The organism is Pantoea sp. XY16, from assembly GCF_025153065.1.
GTDB classification, from domain to species: Bacteria; Pseudomonadota; Gammaproteobacteria; order Enterobacterales; family Enterobacteriaceae; genus Pantoea; species Pantoea alfalfae.
The window spans coordinates 155930-171390 of the sequence record NZ_JANZNP010000013.1 but is presented as its reverse complement, the minus strand read 5'-3'; the positions used below and the strand labels follow the sequence as shown (position 1 = coordinate 171390).

Here is a 15461-nt window from a genome sequence, read left to right as displayed (position 1 = left end):
TATATTACGCTTTCCTCCTGCAGAGTCAACCTCTATTTCAGAAGTTTTTCTCCGGCGGCGCAGTCTCCTGTGCCTCTCAGCCCGTCATCCCGTTGCCGGTGTTCCGTGTCGATGGAGGCGCATTATAGGGAGTTTCCGCAGGCTGACAAGTGTTTCTTCGAATTAATTTACTGAGCGCATCTTTTTTAAACGAACGGCTTAAAAAGAGACGTTTCATGGCCGAATAACGCACAAAAACAGCGATCAAACGTTGTAAAGAGACCTGCCGTTGCAGATTACGGGTGCTATTATTTTGCTTCTTCTCGCAGGATAACCCCAGGAAGGACACTCAATGATAAAATCCTCGCGCAGCATGGCCGGTTTGCCATGGATAGCGGCTATGGCCTTTTTCATGCAGTCACTCGACGCCACTATACTGAATACCGCCCTGCCCGCTATCGCCACCAGCCTTGACCGTTCTCCCCTGGCCATGCAATCCGCCGTCATCAGTTACACCCTCACTGTCGCTATGCTGATTCCGGTCAGCGGCTGGCTCGCCGATCGCTTCGGCACGCGCAAGGTATTTATCATTGCGGTTTCGCTGTTCACCCTCGGCTCGCTGGCTTGTGCGCTCTCACCGACGCTTTCGGTGCTGGTCATATCGCGAATCGTACAGGGCGTGGGTGGCGCAATGATGATGCCGGTCGCACGCCTTGCGCTGCTACGCGCCTATCCGCGCAGTGAATTGCTGCCAGTACTCAATTTCGTCACCATGCCAGGATTAGTTGGCCCAATATTGGGCCCCATGCTGGGCGGTGTGCTGGTAACCTACGCGACGTGGCACTGGATCTTCCTGATTAATATCCCGATAGGCATTCTCGGCATTATCTACGCACGCAAATATATGCCGGACTTCACTACACCCAAGCGCCGCTTCGACTTTTTCGGCTTCATATTATTCGGGACTGGACTGGTGATGATTTCAATTGGGATTGAGCTGTTCGGTGAGCGGATTGTTTCTGCCTGGCTGGCGGGCGGGATATTACTCAGCGGGATCGTGCTTTTGCTCCTCTATATAGTACATGCCCGGAATCACCCTTCACCGTTGATCAATCTGCCGATGTTTAAAACCCGGACATTCTCAGTCGGCATCGTCGGCAATATTGCCTCTCGTCTCGGCACCGGCTGTGTGCCCTTTTTGATGCCGCTCATGTTGCAGGTCGGGTTTGGCTTTTCTGCGATTATCGCAGGCTGCATGATGGCGCCAACCGCCATTGGTTCAATACTGGCGAAGTCAACGGTGACACAACTGCTGCGCTGGCTGGGCTATCGCCGTCTGCTGGTCGGCATTACCGCCATTATCGGCATCCTGATCGCCAGCTTCTCTCTGCAGTCACCCGCTGAAAGCATCTTTGTACTCTTGCTTCCACTGTTTGTTCTCGGTATGGCGATGTCTACGCAGTTCACCGCCATGAACACCATTACTCTGGCCGATCTGGATGATGATAACGCCAGCGGGGGTAATAGCGTGCTGGCAGTGACGCAGCAGTTAGCGATCAGTTTTGGTGTGGCCGTCAGCGCGGCGGTGCTGCGCTTCTATCAGGAGTTTGAAACCAGCACCATTTCACAGTTCCATGCCACGTTTCTGACCATGGGTGTTGTTACCGTGCTTTCGGCACTGACTTTTATGCTGCTGAAAAACGGCGATGGACGTAATCTGATCAGTAATCGCGACAAGAAGAAAAAGCGCTAAACCGAACCTCGCACCACCAGTTCCGGCGTCAGCACCAGCGTTTGCTGGCTGGCGTCGGGATCGCTGAGACGATGAATTAATGTATCTATCGCCAGTTCGCCCAGTGCATCTTTGGGCTGATGAATAGTACTCAGTGGCGGAGTGAGATAGCGCGCCAGTTCAATATCGTCATACCCCATGACCGCCATTTGCTGCGGAACCTGCATGCCAGCCTGATAGAGGGCATGATAAACGCCGACAGCCATCGCATCGTTACTGGTGAATACCGCTTCCGGCAGCGTTTCCAGCGCCAGCAACTCGATCATCCCGTTGTAGCCACCCTGGAATTCAAAGTCACCATTCACGATATAGCCAGGCAAAATCTCCAGCCCACTCTTAGTCATGGCGTTGCGATAACCTTCGAGCCGCATACGGGCCGGAGTTTTATCCTGAGGACCGGCTATACAGGCGATACGGGTATAACCGCTGTCGATAAGATGCTGAGTGGCCAGCTCGCCGCCCAGCAGCGCATTATCCTGAATGATGTCACCGCGCCCCTCAAATGGTGCCCAGTCCATCATCACCGCAGGTATAGAGGGATAACGATTCAGGATGTCTGCCGACGGCAGATGACTTTCAGTACACATGATCAGCAAACCATCGACACGCTTCTGCATCAGCGTTTCCAGGCTGCGATTCATCCGCTCCTCATCTCCCGCCGTATTACAGAGAATCAGGCTGTAGCCACGCTGATAGCAGCTCTCCTCCACGCCCCGCACCACTTCGGCATAAAAAGGGTTACTGCTGGTAGTCAGCAGCATACCGATAGTGTGCGTCTGATTAATTTTCAGACTGCGTGCCAGTGCAGAAGGAGCATAGTTAAGATGACGTATAGCCTGCTCAACTTTTTCCCGCACGCCTTCACTGACAAAGCGATTGTTATTAATGACGTGCGAGACAGTGGAGGTAGAGACGCCCGCGAGCCGAGCGACATCTTTCATGGTACTCAAGCGCTTAACCCTGCTGCAGCAAAAATTCATCGATCTCCGCGCGCCACGGCACGGAGGGCTGTGCACCTGAACGCGTAACGGCAATCGCGGCGGCGGCATGGGCAAATCGCACCGCGTCATACATCGGCTTCTGTTCCAGTCTTGCGGTAATAAAGGCACCGTTAAAGGTGTCGCCTGCCGCAATGGTATCAATAGCTTTAACGCTGAAGCCTGCAATACGCTGACCGTCTCCCTGCTCGCTCAACCAGACACCGCGGCGACCCAGCGTAATCAGTACCGTGCCGATGCCTTTCGCATGCAGTGCTGCCGCCGCGCGGGCCGCATCTTCATCATTGTTAACCGCAATGCCGGTCAGACTCTCCGCTTCCGTTTCATTCGGAGTAATAATATCGATCAGCGCCAGCAACTCATCGGAGAGAGGGGTGGCAGGTGCCGGATTGAGAATAACCTGCGTCTGATGCTGTCGGGCAAATGTCGCGGCGGCCAGCACGCTCTCCAGCGGTGATTCCAGCTGCATTAAAAGTGCATCGGCACCGGCAATGACCGGCTGATGACGCGCCACGCAATCAGGCGTTAGCGCCGCGTTTGCACCGGAGTAGATGCCGATAGTGTTCTCACCGTCACCGTTGACGAAAATCATCGCCACACCGGTCGACTCGCCTTCAACCACTTCTACAGGCGTGGTATCAATATTGTCCTGTGTGAGCTGCTCACGAATACGTTCGCCAATGTCGTCAGCGCCCACACAGCCTATAAAGGCGATATCGGCACCCGCACGACCCGCGGCGACCGCCTGATTCGCGCCTTTACCGCCAAACGCAACCTGATAATTCTGCCCGATCACCGTTTCACCGGGACGAGGGAAGTGCGCCAGATTAAGGATGTGGTCAGCGTTAATGCTGCCAAGAACGGCCAGTTTTGCGTTTTTGCTCATTAGGGGAGTCCGGAATAAGTGCGCCACCGGGAGGGTGGCGCGGTGCCCTGCTTTTCTTTGAGTTATTGAGTGACCAGCTTCAGGTCGACCGGATTGATCGCCTTCACTTTTTCACCCTTCAGCACTTTATCAGCGGTGTCCACGCCGATCATGCCAATTTTGTCTGGCATCTGTGCCACGGTCGCAGACAGTTTGCCAGCTTCTACGGCTTTCACGCCATCAGCAGTGCCGTCAAAACCAACCACGATCACACCTGTTTTTCCGGCGGTCTGCAGCGCACGCAGTGCACCCAGCGCCATTTCGTCGTTCTGAGCGAATACCGCCTGAACATCCGGATGCGCCTGCAGCAGGTTCTGCATGACGTTCAGACCTTTGGTACGGTCAAAGTCAGCAGGCTGGCTGGCGAGGATCTGGAATTTATGCGCATCAGCGGCCTGTTTGAAGCCCTCGCCACGTTCGCGGGCAGCAGAGGTGCCGGCAATGCCCTGCAGCTCAATAATTTTGGCATTTTCGCCGACTTTTTTGGCGATAAAATCACCGGCCATTTTACCGCCGAAACGGTTATCGGAAGCGACGTGGCTGACCACGGTGCCCTGTGCCGCAACACGATCCAGCGTGATGACAGGAATGTTCGCCTGGTTAGCCATCTTGACTGCGTTACCTACGGCATCAGAGTCAGTCGGGTTGATCAGCAGTAGCTTAGTACCGCGAACGGTCAGATCCTGCACGTTCGCCAGCTCTTTAGCCGGGTTGTTCTGTGAATCCAGCACCACCAGGTTATAACCCAGTTTGTCCGCTTCTTTCTGAGCACCCTCTTTCAGAGAAACAAAGAACGGGTTGTTCAGGGTTGAAACCACCAGCGCGATGGTATCTTTTGCCATAGCGCTGGTACTGAGCGTTGCGCCGAGGATCATGGCCAGTGCGGTTAACTTTTTCATCTTATTATCCTGTGTAAGGTCAGAGTTATTTACTGCTTTTATTATCCACCAGCACCGCCAGCAGGATGACTACCGCTTTAACGATCATCTGGTAGTACGAAGAGACGCCCATCAGGTTCAGGCCGTTGTTCAGGAAGCCGAGGATCAGCGCGCCAATCAGGGTGCCGAAAATACGGCCTTTACCGCCAGCCAGACTGGTTCCGCCTAACACGACCGCAGCAATCGCATCCAGCTCATAGCCGGTACCCGCCGTCGGCTGTGCTGATGAGAGACGCGCCACTTCAATGGTGCCCGCCAGCGCCGCCAGCATGCCGCTCAGTGAATAGACGATGATTTTGACGCGATTCACATTGATGCCTGAGAGACGCGTTGCCGCTTCGTTACCGCCAAGCGCATAGATATAGCGACCCAGACGCGTGTGCTGCAGCATGTACCAGGCGGCGACAAAGACCAGCGCCATCAGCCAGACCGGCGCAGGGATACCCAGCGGGCGACCAATACCAAACCAGCCCAGCAGATCGGCATTGGCACTGAAGCCGGTGTTAATCGGGCTGCCGTCGGTGTAGACCATGGTGACACCGCGCAGCAGCAGCATCATGACTAGCGTGGCGATAAAGGCCTGAACCTTACCGCGCGCCACAATGGTGCCGGTCAGGGCACCGATTGCCGCACCCAGCGCCAGCGAAGCCGCTACCGCGACCAGTGCATTGACTTCCATGCCCACCAGCGATGCACCGACCGCACCGGTCAGGGCCAGCAGCGATCCCACAGAGAGGTCAATACCGGAAGTCAGGATCACCAGCGTCATCCCGACCGCCATAATGGCGTTGACCGAGGTCTGCTGCAGAATGTTGAACAGGTTCGCCACGGTAAAGAAGTTCGGGCTCTGGCTGGCCACTACGGCAATCAGCACCACCAGCGCAATCAGCGACTTCTGTTCCAGTAGCCAGCTTTTGCTAAACCAGCGACGGCTGGCCGGTAAAGTTTGGGTCGTCATACCACTAAATCCTCGCTGTGTTGCTTGCCTACGGCGGCTGCCATCAGGCTCTCCTGAGTGGCGTCTTCTCGGGTAAATTCGCCGCTGATACGGCCTTCATGCATCACCAGAATCCTGTCGCTCATACCCAGCACTTCCGGCATTTCCGAGGAGACCAGGATGATGCTCAGCCCTTCGGCTTTAAACTGGTTAATCAGTTGGTAGATCTCTTTCTTCGCACCGACATCCACACCGCGGGTCGGTTCGTCCAGAATCAGCACGTTAGGGCGGGTCATCAGACCGCGGGCAATCGCCACTTTCTGCTGGTTGCCGCCTGAAAGCAGGCCAATCGGCTGCTCCATAGAAGGGGTTTTCACGTTGAACAGCCGGATAAAATCGCCTACCGCCAGCTGCTCTGCTGCATGTTTCAGCGTGCCGCTGCCGTGACTGAAATAGCCTAACGCCGTCAGCGACATGTTCTCTTTCACTGACATGCCCAGCACCAGACCATCACGCTTACGATCTTCCGAGATATAGACGATACCGTTAGCCAGTCCATCCTGTGGCGAACGCGTCACCACTTCCCGGCCATTGAGCCACATTGCGCCTTCACGACGCGGCAGGGCGCCGTAGAGTACCTTCATCAGTTCAGTACGGCCTGCGCCCATCAGGCCCGAAATGCCAAGGATTTCACCTTTGCGCAGAGTGAAGCTGACGTTCTCCACGCCCGGCCCGCTGACGTTTTCCACTTTGAGCCGCACGTCGCCGGGCGCCTGATTAAGATGTGGATATTGATCTTCCAGCTTGCGTCCGACCATCATCTCGATCAGGCTCTCTTCGGTCAGCTCGCTGACCGGACGTTCAGCAATAAACTGACCGTCGCGGAATACGGTGACGTCATCGCAGATCTCAAAGATCTCTTTCATGCGATGCGAGATATAGACGATGCCGCAGCCCTGCGCTTTCAGTTCGTTGATCACCCGGAACAGCGACAGCGTTTCGGTATCCGTCAGCGCATCGGTCGGCTCATCCATGATGATGACCTGCGACTCAAAGCTCAGCACTTTGGCGATTTCGACCATCTGCTGATCGCCAATCGACAAATCGCCAACCAGCTTGTGGCTGTTGAAGCGCAGATTGAGCCTTTTAAGCAGCGCATCGGCTTCGGCATACATACGCGGCCACTGGATACGGCCAAAACGACCCACATATTCGCGACCGAGAAAAATATTTTCCGCCACGGTTAACTGAGGGATCAGGTTCAGCTCCTGATGGATGATGCCAATACCCGCTTCCTGAGACGCTTTCGGTCCACTGAAACGGGTCTCTTTACCGAGCCAGCGCAGCGTACCGGCATCATATTGATAGATCCCGGTCAGCACTTTCATCATGGTGGACTTGCCTGCGCCGTTCTCGCCCACCAGCGCCATCACGCGTCCTGCACGGACATTCAGCGACGCACCCTTCAGGGCTTTCACGCCCGGAAAGGATTTTTCAATGCCGTCGAGTTGCAGTAAAGGTTGCATAGCGGCCTCAGAAGGTCACACCGGCGCTGAGGATGACATTCGCAAATGGAGAGCACTCTCCGCTGCGAATGACCGCCTGACTACGCTGCGTTTGTTGTTTGAATTTTTCATGACTGGTGTAGCTGATGGTGATGCTATTCCCCTGGTGCTGTTGCAAGGCTTCGAGCACGGCGACGAGCGCGCTATGAAGGTGCGGATTATGCTGCTTAATCTCCTCCGCGATCAGGGCACTCTCTACCTGCATCTCCAGTGCGACAGCATTCACCACCTGCATAAAATCGGGCGTACCCGGCGTAAGCGCTAAGTCGATGCGTCGCGGTCCGGCCGGAATGGGCAAGCCAGCATCGGCAATCGTCAGCGTATCCGTGTGTCCCAGGCGGGCAATCACATGAGAGAGTTCTGCGTTTAAAAGGCGACCTTTTTTCATCTTTTCACTCCATAGCGAAACGTTTCGCTGTCTGAAGTGTATGAAAAGCCCCCATCAACTCAACCGGCAAAGAAGAAATCTGTGATCGCTATCGAAACGTTTCGCTCACGCGGGGAGAAATTTGCATTAAGGCGGGGAATGGGACGAAAAAAGGGCCGCGAATGCGGCCCTGAAGTAAACGATTAAGGCAGTTTCTTAACCTGCTTAACGTCCATCTCAATGCTGTTGAAATCTTTGTCCAGTTCACCCGTCAGCTCAACGTTATCTTTGGGCGTGATCGTCTGGCCGTTCCAGTGCTTGTGGTCAATTTCGACCTTCATGGTGCCGGTCTGGTCGCGGAACAGATAATCTTCCTTGCCGATCTGTTTTTCCAGCTTGCCGCGCACGGTGATCCAGCTGTCATCTTTCATCTCTTCAGCCTGCTTCACGGTCACCACACTGGTGTTATCGGCACTGAAGCCGCCCTGACCGGATGCTGACGGCGTCTGTGCGGCCGGCGCACTGGGATCAACAAATCCGCCCTGCTGTGCAGCGAAAACCGGGGCGGAAGCCAGCATAACGACGGCCAGAATTGCAGCGTGCTTTTTCATGGTGTACCCCTTTCTCAGTGGTGTTTTCGGTTTGAATACGCCCAGTTGACCACAGAGTTCTTAACAGCTTCTTAAGCGTGAAAAATAAGCCATTTTCGCCGAAATCAGCTGTACAGGGAGGAAGTTGCTTCGTATAAAGCGCTATCAGAACAGGGAGACGTAATGCGTATTTTACTGATTGAAGACGATCGCTTAATTGGCGACGGTATCAAAGCGGGACTGAGTAAACTGGGCTTCAGCGTTGACTGGTTTACCTCTGGTGAGTCGGGCTTTAACGCGCTGGAGGCCGCGCCCTGGGATGCGGTGATTCTGGACCTTTCTCTGCCTGAGCGGGATGGGCTCGATATCCTGCGGCAGTGGCGGCAGCTGGGCAAAGATGTACCGGTACTGATACTGACTGCCCGCGATGCGCTCGATCAGCGGGTTGAAGGCCTGCAGATGGGAGCCGATGATTATCTGTGTAAACCCTTTGCCTTAACCGAAGTGGCCGCGCGCTTACAGGCGCTGATCCGCCGCCGTCATGGTCAACTGCAGCCCGAACTCCGTCACGGTAACGTGGTGCTGATCCCCGGCAGCCATAGCGTCATGCGCGATGGCGAAGCGATCGAGTTAAAAAGCCGTGAACTGGCGCTGCTGGAACTCTTTATGCGCAACCCAGGACGGGTGCTGACGCGCAGCCAGCTGGAAGAGAAGCTCTACAACTGGGACGCCGATGTCTCCAGCAATGCGGTAGAGGTCCACATTCATCATCTGCGTAAAAAACTGGGCAGCGCGTTTATCCGCACGCTGCACGGCGTCGGCTATACCCTGGGAGCCGCTGAATGCGATCAATGAGCCTGTTTCTGCGGCTGGGTATCGGTTTTGTGCTGCTGCTCGGGCTCTGCTGGGCCAGCGCCAGCCTGAGTGCCTGGCATCAGACCCGTGAAACCCTTGATGAGCTGTTTGATACCCAGCAGATGCTGCTGGCCAAGCGCCTGCTGACGCTTGATTTCTCTTCGCTGGATAACACCACGCTGCCCCGAACCAAAGCGATGCTGCGCCACCATCGTGGGGAGCAGGATGACGATGCCCTGGCCTTTGCTGTTTTTACCCGTGACGGCAGGCAGGTGATGAATGATGGCGATAATGGCCGCTATCTGCCGTTTGAGGCGGACTATCAGGGATTTCATGAGGGTCAGCTCACCAATGATGACGATCGCTGGCGGTTTGTCTGGCTGACCACGCCGGATCAGAAATTCCGGGTAGTCGTCGGTCAGGAGTCGGAATACCGCGACGACATGACGCAGGATCTGATGAAAGCCAGTATGCTGCCCTGGCTGATCGCACTGCCGTTTATGCTGCTGTTGCTCATCGGCCTGGTCTGGTCTGAACTGCGGCCATTGAAAACGCTGGCACAGCAGCTGGCGCAGCGCGCGCCCGATGACGATACGCCGCTGCAGGCAGACCGCGTGCCGAAAGAGGTACAGCCGCTGATGATTGCGCTTAATGGCCTTTTCAGCCGTATCAGCGCCATGATGCAGCGTGAACGGCGCTTTACCTCCGATGCCGCGCATGAGCTGCGCAGTCCGCTGGCCGCGCTGCAGGTGCAAAGCGAAGTGATCCAGCTGACTGCGGATGACGAAGTGATGCGAACCCATGCGCTGCAACAACTGGATGCCGGCATTGTCCGCGCCACGCGGCTGGTGGATCAACTGCTGACGCTCTCGCGGGTTGAAGCTGATGATGCACGCAGCGCCTTCGAACCGGTGGCGCTGAAACGCACGGTGCAGGAGACACTCGCCGCACAATTGCCGCTGGCGGATAAAACCGGTGTCACGTTGCGGCTGCACGCTGAGGCCGATCCACAAATTCAGGGCCATCCGCTGTTGCTGTCGCTGCTGGTGCGGAATCTGCTGGATAACGCCATTCGCTATACGCCTGCGGGCAGCGAAGTCGATGTGCGACTACAGGCAAACAGCCTGTCGGTGGAGGATAACGGCGAGGGTCTGAGTGCTGCCGACCTGCAACGGCTCGGTGAGCGTTTCTGGCGACCGCCAGGTCAGGAGAAGAGTGGGAGCGGGCTGGGATTATCGATAGTGCGTAATATTGCCCAACTGCACGGGATGCAGATTACGTTCAGCCAGCGACCCGGTGGCGGCTTGTGCGTCACGCTACGCTGGGCAGCGCCCACCCCGTAAGGCGGGCGCTGCCGATCAAATCTCGACCTGAGTGCCCAGCTCAATAACCCGGTTTGGCGGGATCTCAAACTGGTCTGGCGCACGGAGCGCATTGCGCTGCAGCGCCAGGAAGAGTTTGCCGCGCAGGCGCAGATACCACGGCCGCTTGCCGATGATCAGCGACTCATGCGACATAAAGAACGAGGTCTCCATCATGCGACAGTTGAGTCCTTCCAGCCCGCAACGATGGAAGATCTCCTCAACGTTTGGCGTTTCACGCCAGCCGTAGCTTGCCACCACCCGCCAGAAGGTCGGCGACAGCTGCTCAATAGTGACACGACGCACGTTGTGCACGTAAGGCGCATCTTCAGTGCGCAACGTCAACAGCACGACCCGCTCATGCAACACTTTGTTATGCTTAAGGTTGTGCAGCATGGCAAACGGAATCACATTCAGGGCACGCGACATATAGACCGCTGTGCCCGGTACGCGAACCGGCGGCGATTTCTCCAGCGACGCGATCATTGCCTCCAGGGAGTTACCATGTTCGTGCATGCGGCGCAGCAGACGGAAACGTTCGCTTTTCCACGTCGTCATAATGATAAACATCACCAGGCCGAGACAGAGCGGCAGCCAGCCACCAGAGAAAATTTTCACCAAATTGGCGGTAAACAACGGCACGTCAATGCAAAGCATCAGCACCAGGATGACGGCGACCGCCAGCTTATTCCAGTGCCAGTTTTTAACCGCCACGGTGCAGGAGAGCATCGCCGTCAGCACCATAGTGCCGGTCACCGCAATACCGTAAGCCGCAGCCAGATTGCTTGAATGCTCAAAGCTGATAATCACAATCAGCACGGCGAAATAGAGCACCCAGTTGATCACCGGAATATAGATCTGGCCCGATTCGCGCTCAGAAGTGTGGATGATACGCATCCCCGGCAGATAGCCCAGTCGCACCGCCTGACGCGTCAGCGAGAAGACGCCAGAGATGACCGCCTGTGAAGCGATAACGGTGGCCAGCGTTGCCAGAATCAGCATCGGGATCAGCGCCCAGTCCGGGGCCAGCAGGAAGAAGGGGTTTTTAATTGCTTTAGGATCGCTGAGTAACAGCGCGCCCTGGCCAAAGTAGTTCAGCACCAGCGACGGCAGCACCACTGAGAACCAGGCCAGTCGAATCGGCACTTTACCAAAGTGACCCATATCGGCATAGAGCGCCTCAACCCCGGTAATCGCCAGCACGACTGCACCGAGGGCGAAGAACGAAACAGACTTATAGTGCAGGAAGAATTCAACCGCATAGGCAGGATTCAGCGCATGCAGCACGTCCGGGTTTCGCATGATGCCCATAACCCCCAGGATCGCCAGCACCAGAAACCAGACCAGCATTACCGGCGCGAAGAGTTTACCCACCATACCGGTGCCATGCTTCTGAATGGCAAACAGCAGCGTCAGTACGGCAATCGACATCGGCACAATAAAGGGATCCAGCGACGGCGCAGCAATCTCAAGGCCCTCAATGGCGGACATCACCGAAATGGCTGGCGTGATCACCACCTCTCCATAGAAGAAGCTGCCGCCAATCAGGCCCATGATCACCAGCACCGCCGTGGCGCGTGCACCGGTATGGCGGCCAGCCAGCGACATCAGGGTCAGTATTCCGCCTTCCCCGGCGTTGTCGGCGCGCATCACATAACTGATGTACTTCAGTGAGACCACCAGCACCAGCAGCCAGAAAATCAGCGACAGAAAGCCAAATACCGCTTCCCGCTCAACGCCGAAACCAAACTGTCCGGAGAGACATTCACGCAAGGTATACAGCGGACTGGTGCCGATATCCCCGTAAACAACACCAATAGCGGCCAGCGTTAATCCGCGAAGTGACTGCTTATTATCCGAGCTCATAGAGTTATCTTTTGTTGGAGTCTAAGAGGTGCAAAAACCCCTCGCTCAGGCCATCAAAAAGCGCACAGTATGCACGGTTTAACAGAAATTCCTATACCCGCTTCGCCTCGCGGTCAGGGTAACGGGGTCATTTCAAGACGATAAATTGTCATCCAGCACCACTTTTAAAACAGGCAAACCTTCTGAAACAAAAAAGCTGACAGCTATCAACGCTTTCACGCATGATGATCTATAGAGTAAGGCGCTTGCTTAAGCGCGGCGGCCCGACGATCGTAAGGACATTGATGTGATTATGGCTCAACCCCATCTTTTGGCAGAAAGAATTTCTCGCCTTAGCAATACGTTAGAAAAAGGATTATATGAACGGCACCATGCCATTCGCCTTTGCCTGCTGGCGGCGCTGAGCGGTGAAAGCGTGTTCCTGCTGGGACCGCCGGGCATCGCCAAGAGCCTGATTGCCCGCCGCCTTAAATATGCCTTTCAGCACGCCCGCGCCTTTGAATATCTGATGACCCGTTTCTCCACGCCGGAAGAGGTGTTTGGCCCGCTCTCCATTCAGGCACTCAAAGATGAAGGACGCTACCAGCGCCTCACTAAAGGGTATCTGCCCGACGCCGAGATTGTTTTTCTGGATGAGATCTGGAAAGCCGGTCCGGCGATTCTGAATACCCTGCTGACCGCTATCAATGAACGCCGTTTCCGCAATGGTGACAGCGAAGAGACCATCCCGATGCGGCTGCTGGTTACCGCTTCCAACGAACTGCCGGAAGCGGATAGCGGCCTTGAAGCGCTTTATGATCGAATGCTGATCCGCCTGTGGCTGGATAACGTGCATGAGAAGCAGAATTTTCGCAGCATGCTGACCCACCAGCAGGATGAACATACCAATCCCGTCGCGGAATCCCTGCGCATCAGTGATGAAGAGTATGCGCAGTGGCAGCTCGGCATCAGCCAGGTCAGCCTGCCCGATGCCGTCTTTGAGCTGATTTATCAGCTGCGTCAGCAACTGGAGAGCCAGCCTGCTGCACCTTATATTTCCGATCGTCGCTGGAAAAAAGCCATTCATCTGCTGCAGGCCAGCGCTTTCTACAGCGGTCGCAATACCATTGCCCCGATAGATCTGATCCTGCTGAAAGATTGCCTCTGGCACGACGTCGCGTCCATGCAGCTGCTGGAGCGAGAAATCGATCAGCTGATGACGCAGCATGCCTGGCAGCAGCAGCCGATGCTGCTGAAACTGCAGCAGATCAAAGCGCGTCGCCTGGCTCTGCAGCAACAGCAGAGCATCGCGCAGGCGATCACCCTGGAAAAACACAGCGGCATGTTCAGCCGCAAACCCCATTACGATCTGCCGGAAAGCTTTACCGATGAGCAACTGACGCTGATGCTGCAAAAGCCGCTGATGCTGCACGACATGCAGGTGACCCACCTGGTGATTGCGCGTGATGCCCTGAATCAGTGGCTACAGAAAGGCGGCGAGGTTCGCGGCAAGCTTAATGGGATTGGCTTTGCGCAAAGCCTGGATTTACAGGTGGATGCGCAGCACTGCCTGACTATCCGTGATGTCAGCCTGCAATCGTCGCGTCTGACCCTGCCTGGCCTCAGCAACAGCGAGCCGTTGCCCGGTGAGATCACCGATGCGCTGGATGCACTGGAGAGTGAACTGCGGTCACAGCGTCATCTGTTCAGCCAGCACCAGCGTTGCCTGTTTATCAGTGATGACTGGCTGGCGCGCATTGAAATCAGCCTGCAGGATGTGGCGGAACAGCTGAAACAGGCGCGTAAATGATCCCACTGGAGACGCTCAGCACACTGCTCTCCGTGGGTGAAACCGAACTGATTGAAGAGCTGATTATTGCCCTGCTGGCGTCTCCACAGCTGGCGCTGTTTTTTGAAAAGTTTCCCGGGCTGAAAAAAGCGCTGTTGCGCGAGGTGCCACGCTGGCGAGCGGAGATCAACGCTGAGCTCAAAACCACACCGGTTCCGGCCACGCTGGCCGAAGAGTTTCAGCTGTTCCAGCGGGTGCAACTTCTCAGCGATCGTGAATTCAGCCACCAGCTGAATGCCACGCTTCAGGCGCTTGAAAGCCTGCCTTCCCCTTTTCTGGATGAAGCCAACCGGCTACTGCTGCACACCGATACCAGCCATCTCAGCAGCGCGCAGCACCAGCTTTTTCTACAACGCTGGCGGCTCAGCCTGACCTTACAGACGCTGACGCTGAATCAGGATTTGCTGGAGCAGCAGCGCGAACGCCTGCTGGCGGAACTGCAGCAGCGCATGGCGCTGAGCGGTCAGCTGGCACCCATTCTCGGTGACGATGATGAAGCCGCCGCTGGCCGGCTGTGGGACATGAGCAAAGCGTCACTGCAGCCTGGTGACTATCAGCTGATGCTGCAATATGGCGACTTTCTGGCGCAGCAACCGGAGCTACTGAAGCTGGCCCAGCAACTGGGTCGCAGTCGCGAAGCAAAATCGGTGCCGTCAAAGGATGCCCCAATGGAAGCTTTTCATCATCTGGTGCAGGAGCCTGCCTCCGTGCCGGAGGAGGTCAGCGGCATTCATCAGAGCGATGACGTGCTGCGTCTGCTGCCACCGGAGTTAGCTGCGCTGAGTATCAGTGAACTGGAGCTGGAGTTTTACCGGCGGCTGGTAGAGAAACGGCTGCTGACCTACAAGCTGCAGGGCGATGCCTGGCATGAAAAGGTCACTATGCGTCCGGCCAGCCACCAGCAGCATGAAGAGCAGCCGCGCGGGCCGTTTATCGTCTGCGTCGATACCTCCGGTTCGATGGGGGGCTTCAACGAGCGCTGCGCCAAAGCATTCTGTCTGGCACTGCTGAAAGTTGCACTGGCCGATCGCCGTCGCTGCTACATCATGCTGTTTGCGCATGAGGTGATTGGCTATGAGCTGACCGGTGATGACGGACTGGAACAGGCGATTCGCTTTCTGAGCCAGCGTTTCCGTGGCGGCACCGATCTGGCCGCCTGCCTCTCTTCCGTTGTGACCCGAATGGAAGGCGCACTGTGGGAGGAAGCCGATGCGGTGATCGTTTCCGATTTTATTGCCCAGCGTCTGCCGGAAGAGGTGATCGGGACCATCAAAACGCGTCAGCGAAATAATCAGCAACGTTTTCACGCCGTGGCGATGTCGGCCCACGGGAAACCAGGCATTCTGCGCATCTTCGACCATATCTGGCGTTTCGATACCGGCATGAAAAGCCGTCTGCTGCGTCACTGGCGGCGTTAAGTCATCGGGCAGAAATGCACATTTGCTATAGTGAATTACCGT

General features: G+C 56.1%; 13 protein-coding genes. 5 read left to right on the top strand and 8 right to left on the bottom strand.

Features of this window, described 5'->3' with window-relative positions:
- Positions 1–331 precede the first annotated feature (331 nt).
- Positions 332–1732, top strand: a complete 1401-nt coding sequence (gene mdtD, locus N1689_RS18245) for a multidrug transporter subunit MdtD (RefSeq protein ID WP_161733343.1) — start codon at positions 332–334, stop codon at positions 1730–1732.
- Here the strand turns inward: mdtD and rbsR are convergent.
- From rbsR to N1689_RS18210, 7 genes are all read right to left on the bottom strand, one after another.
- On the bottom strand, positions 1729–2712 hold the full coding sequence (gene rbsR, locus N1689_RS18240; RefSeq protein WP_161733341.1) for a ribose operon transcriptional repressor RbsR: 984 nt from the start codon (positions 2710–2712) through the stop codon (positions 1729–1731). The genes mdtD and rbsR overlap by 4 nt on opposite strands.
- Positions 2713–2725: 13 nt before the next feature.
- Complete coding sequence (gene rbsK / locus N1689_RS18235; RefSeq protein WP_253420530.1) at positions 2726–3655, bottom strand: ribokinase; 930 nt, start codon at positions 3653–3655, stop codon at positions 2726–2728.
- A 62-nt stretch (positions 3656–3717) separates the two neighbouring features.
- Positions 3718–4593, bottom strand: a complete 876-nt coding sequence (gene rbsB, locus N1689_RS18230; protein WP_098051971.1) for a ribose ABC transporter substrate-binding protein RbsB — start codon at positions 4591–4593, stop codon at positions 3718–3720.
- Between the two features lie 25 nt (positions 4594–4618).
- Positions 4619–5590 carry a ribose ABC transporter permease gene (gene rbsC, locus N1689_RS18225; protein ID WP_161733336.1) on the bottom strand — a complete coding sequence of 324 codons (972 nt, stop codon included), beginning with the start codon at positions 5588–5590 and terminating at the stop codon, positions 4619–4621.
- Positions 5587–7095 (bottom strand): ribose ABC transporter ATP-binding protein RbsA, encoded by a 1509-nt coding sequence (rbsA, locus tag N1689_RS18220; RefSeq protein WP_260059677.1) that lies wholly within the window; start codon positions 7093–7095, stop codon positions 5587–5589. Before rbsA ends, rbsC begins: the two co-directional genes overlap by 4 nt.
- Before the next feature lie 7 nt (positions 7096–7102).
- On the bottom strand, positions 7103–7522 hold the full coding sequence (rbsD, locus tag N1689_RS18215; protein WP_161733332.1) for a D-ribose pyranase: 420 nt from the start codon (positions 7520–7522) through the stop codon (positions 7103–7105).
- A 182-nt stretch (positions 7523–7704) separates the two neighbouring features.
- The gene (locus N1689_RS18210) at positions 7705–8112 is read right to left on the bottom strand and encodes a YgiW/YdeI family stress tolerance OB fold protein (RefSeq protein ID WP_161733330.1); all 408 of its coding nucleotides are present in this window, start codon (positions 8110–8112) and stop codon (positions 7705–7707) included.
- A 162-nt stretch (positions 8113–8274) separates the two neighbouring features.
- On the opposite strand from N1689_RS18210, the gene qseB reads away from it, so the two are divergent.
- Both qseB and qseC read left to right on the top strand, forming a co-directional pair.
- A complete protein-coding gene (gene qseB, locus N1689_RS18205; RefSeq protein ID WP_222924815.1) occupies positions 8275–8946 on the top strand; it encodes a quorum sensing response regulator transcription factor QseB in 672 nt (223 codons plus the stop codon).
- Complete coding sequence (gene qseC / locus N1689_RS18200) at positions 8934–10289, top strand: quorum sensing histidine kinase QseC (RefSeq protein WP_161733326.1); 1356 nt, start codon at positions 8934–8936, stop codon at positions 10287–10289. Before qseB ends, qseC begins: the two co-directional genes overlap by 13 nt.
- A gap of 15 nt (positions 10290–10304) precedes the next feature.
- Here the strand turns inward: qseC and kup are convergent, their stop codons facing one another.
- The gene (gene kup, locus N1689_RS18195) at positions 10305–12173 is read right to left on the bottom strand and encodes a low affinity potassium transporter Kup (protein ID WP_013359553.1); all 1869 of its coding nucleotides are present in this window, start codon (positions 12171–12173) and stop codon (positions 10305–10307) included.
- Between the two features lie 292 nt (positions 12174–12465).
- On the opposite strand from kup, the gene ravA reads away from it, so the two are divergent.
- Entirely contained in the window at positions 12466–13962 is a 1497-nt protein-coding gene (gene ravA / locus N1689_RS18190; RefSeq protein WP_260059675.1) for an ATPase RavA, read from the top strand.
- A complete protein-coding gene (gene viaA, locus N1689_RS18185) occupies positions 13959–15419 on the top strand; it encodes an ATPase RavA stimulator ViaA (RefSeq protein WP_161733312.1) in 1461 nt (486 codons plus the stop codon). Before ravA ends, viaA begins: the two co-directional genes overlap by 4 nt.
- Positions 15420–15461: the final 42 nt, after the last annotated feature.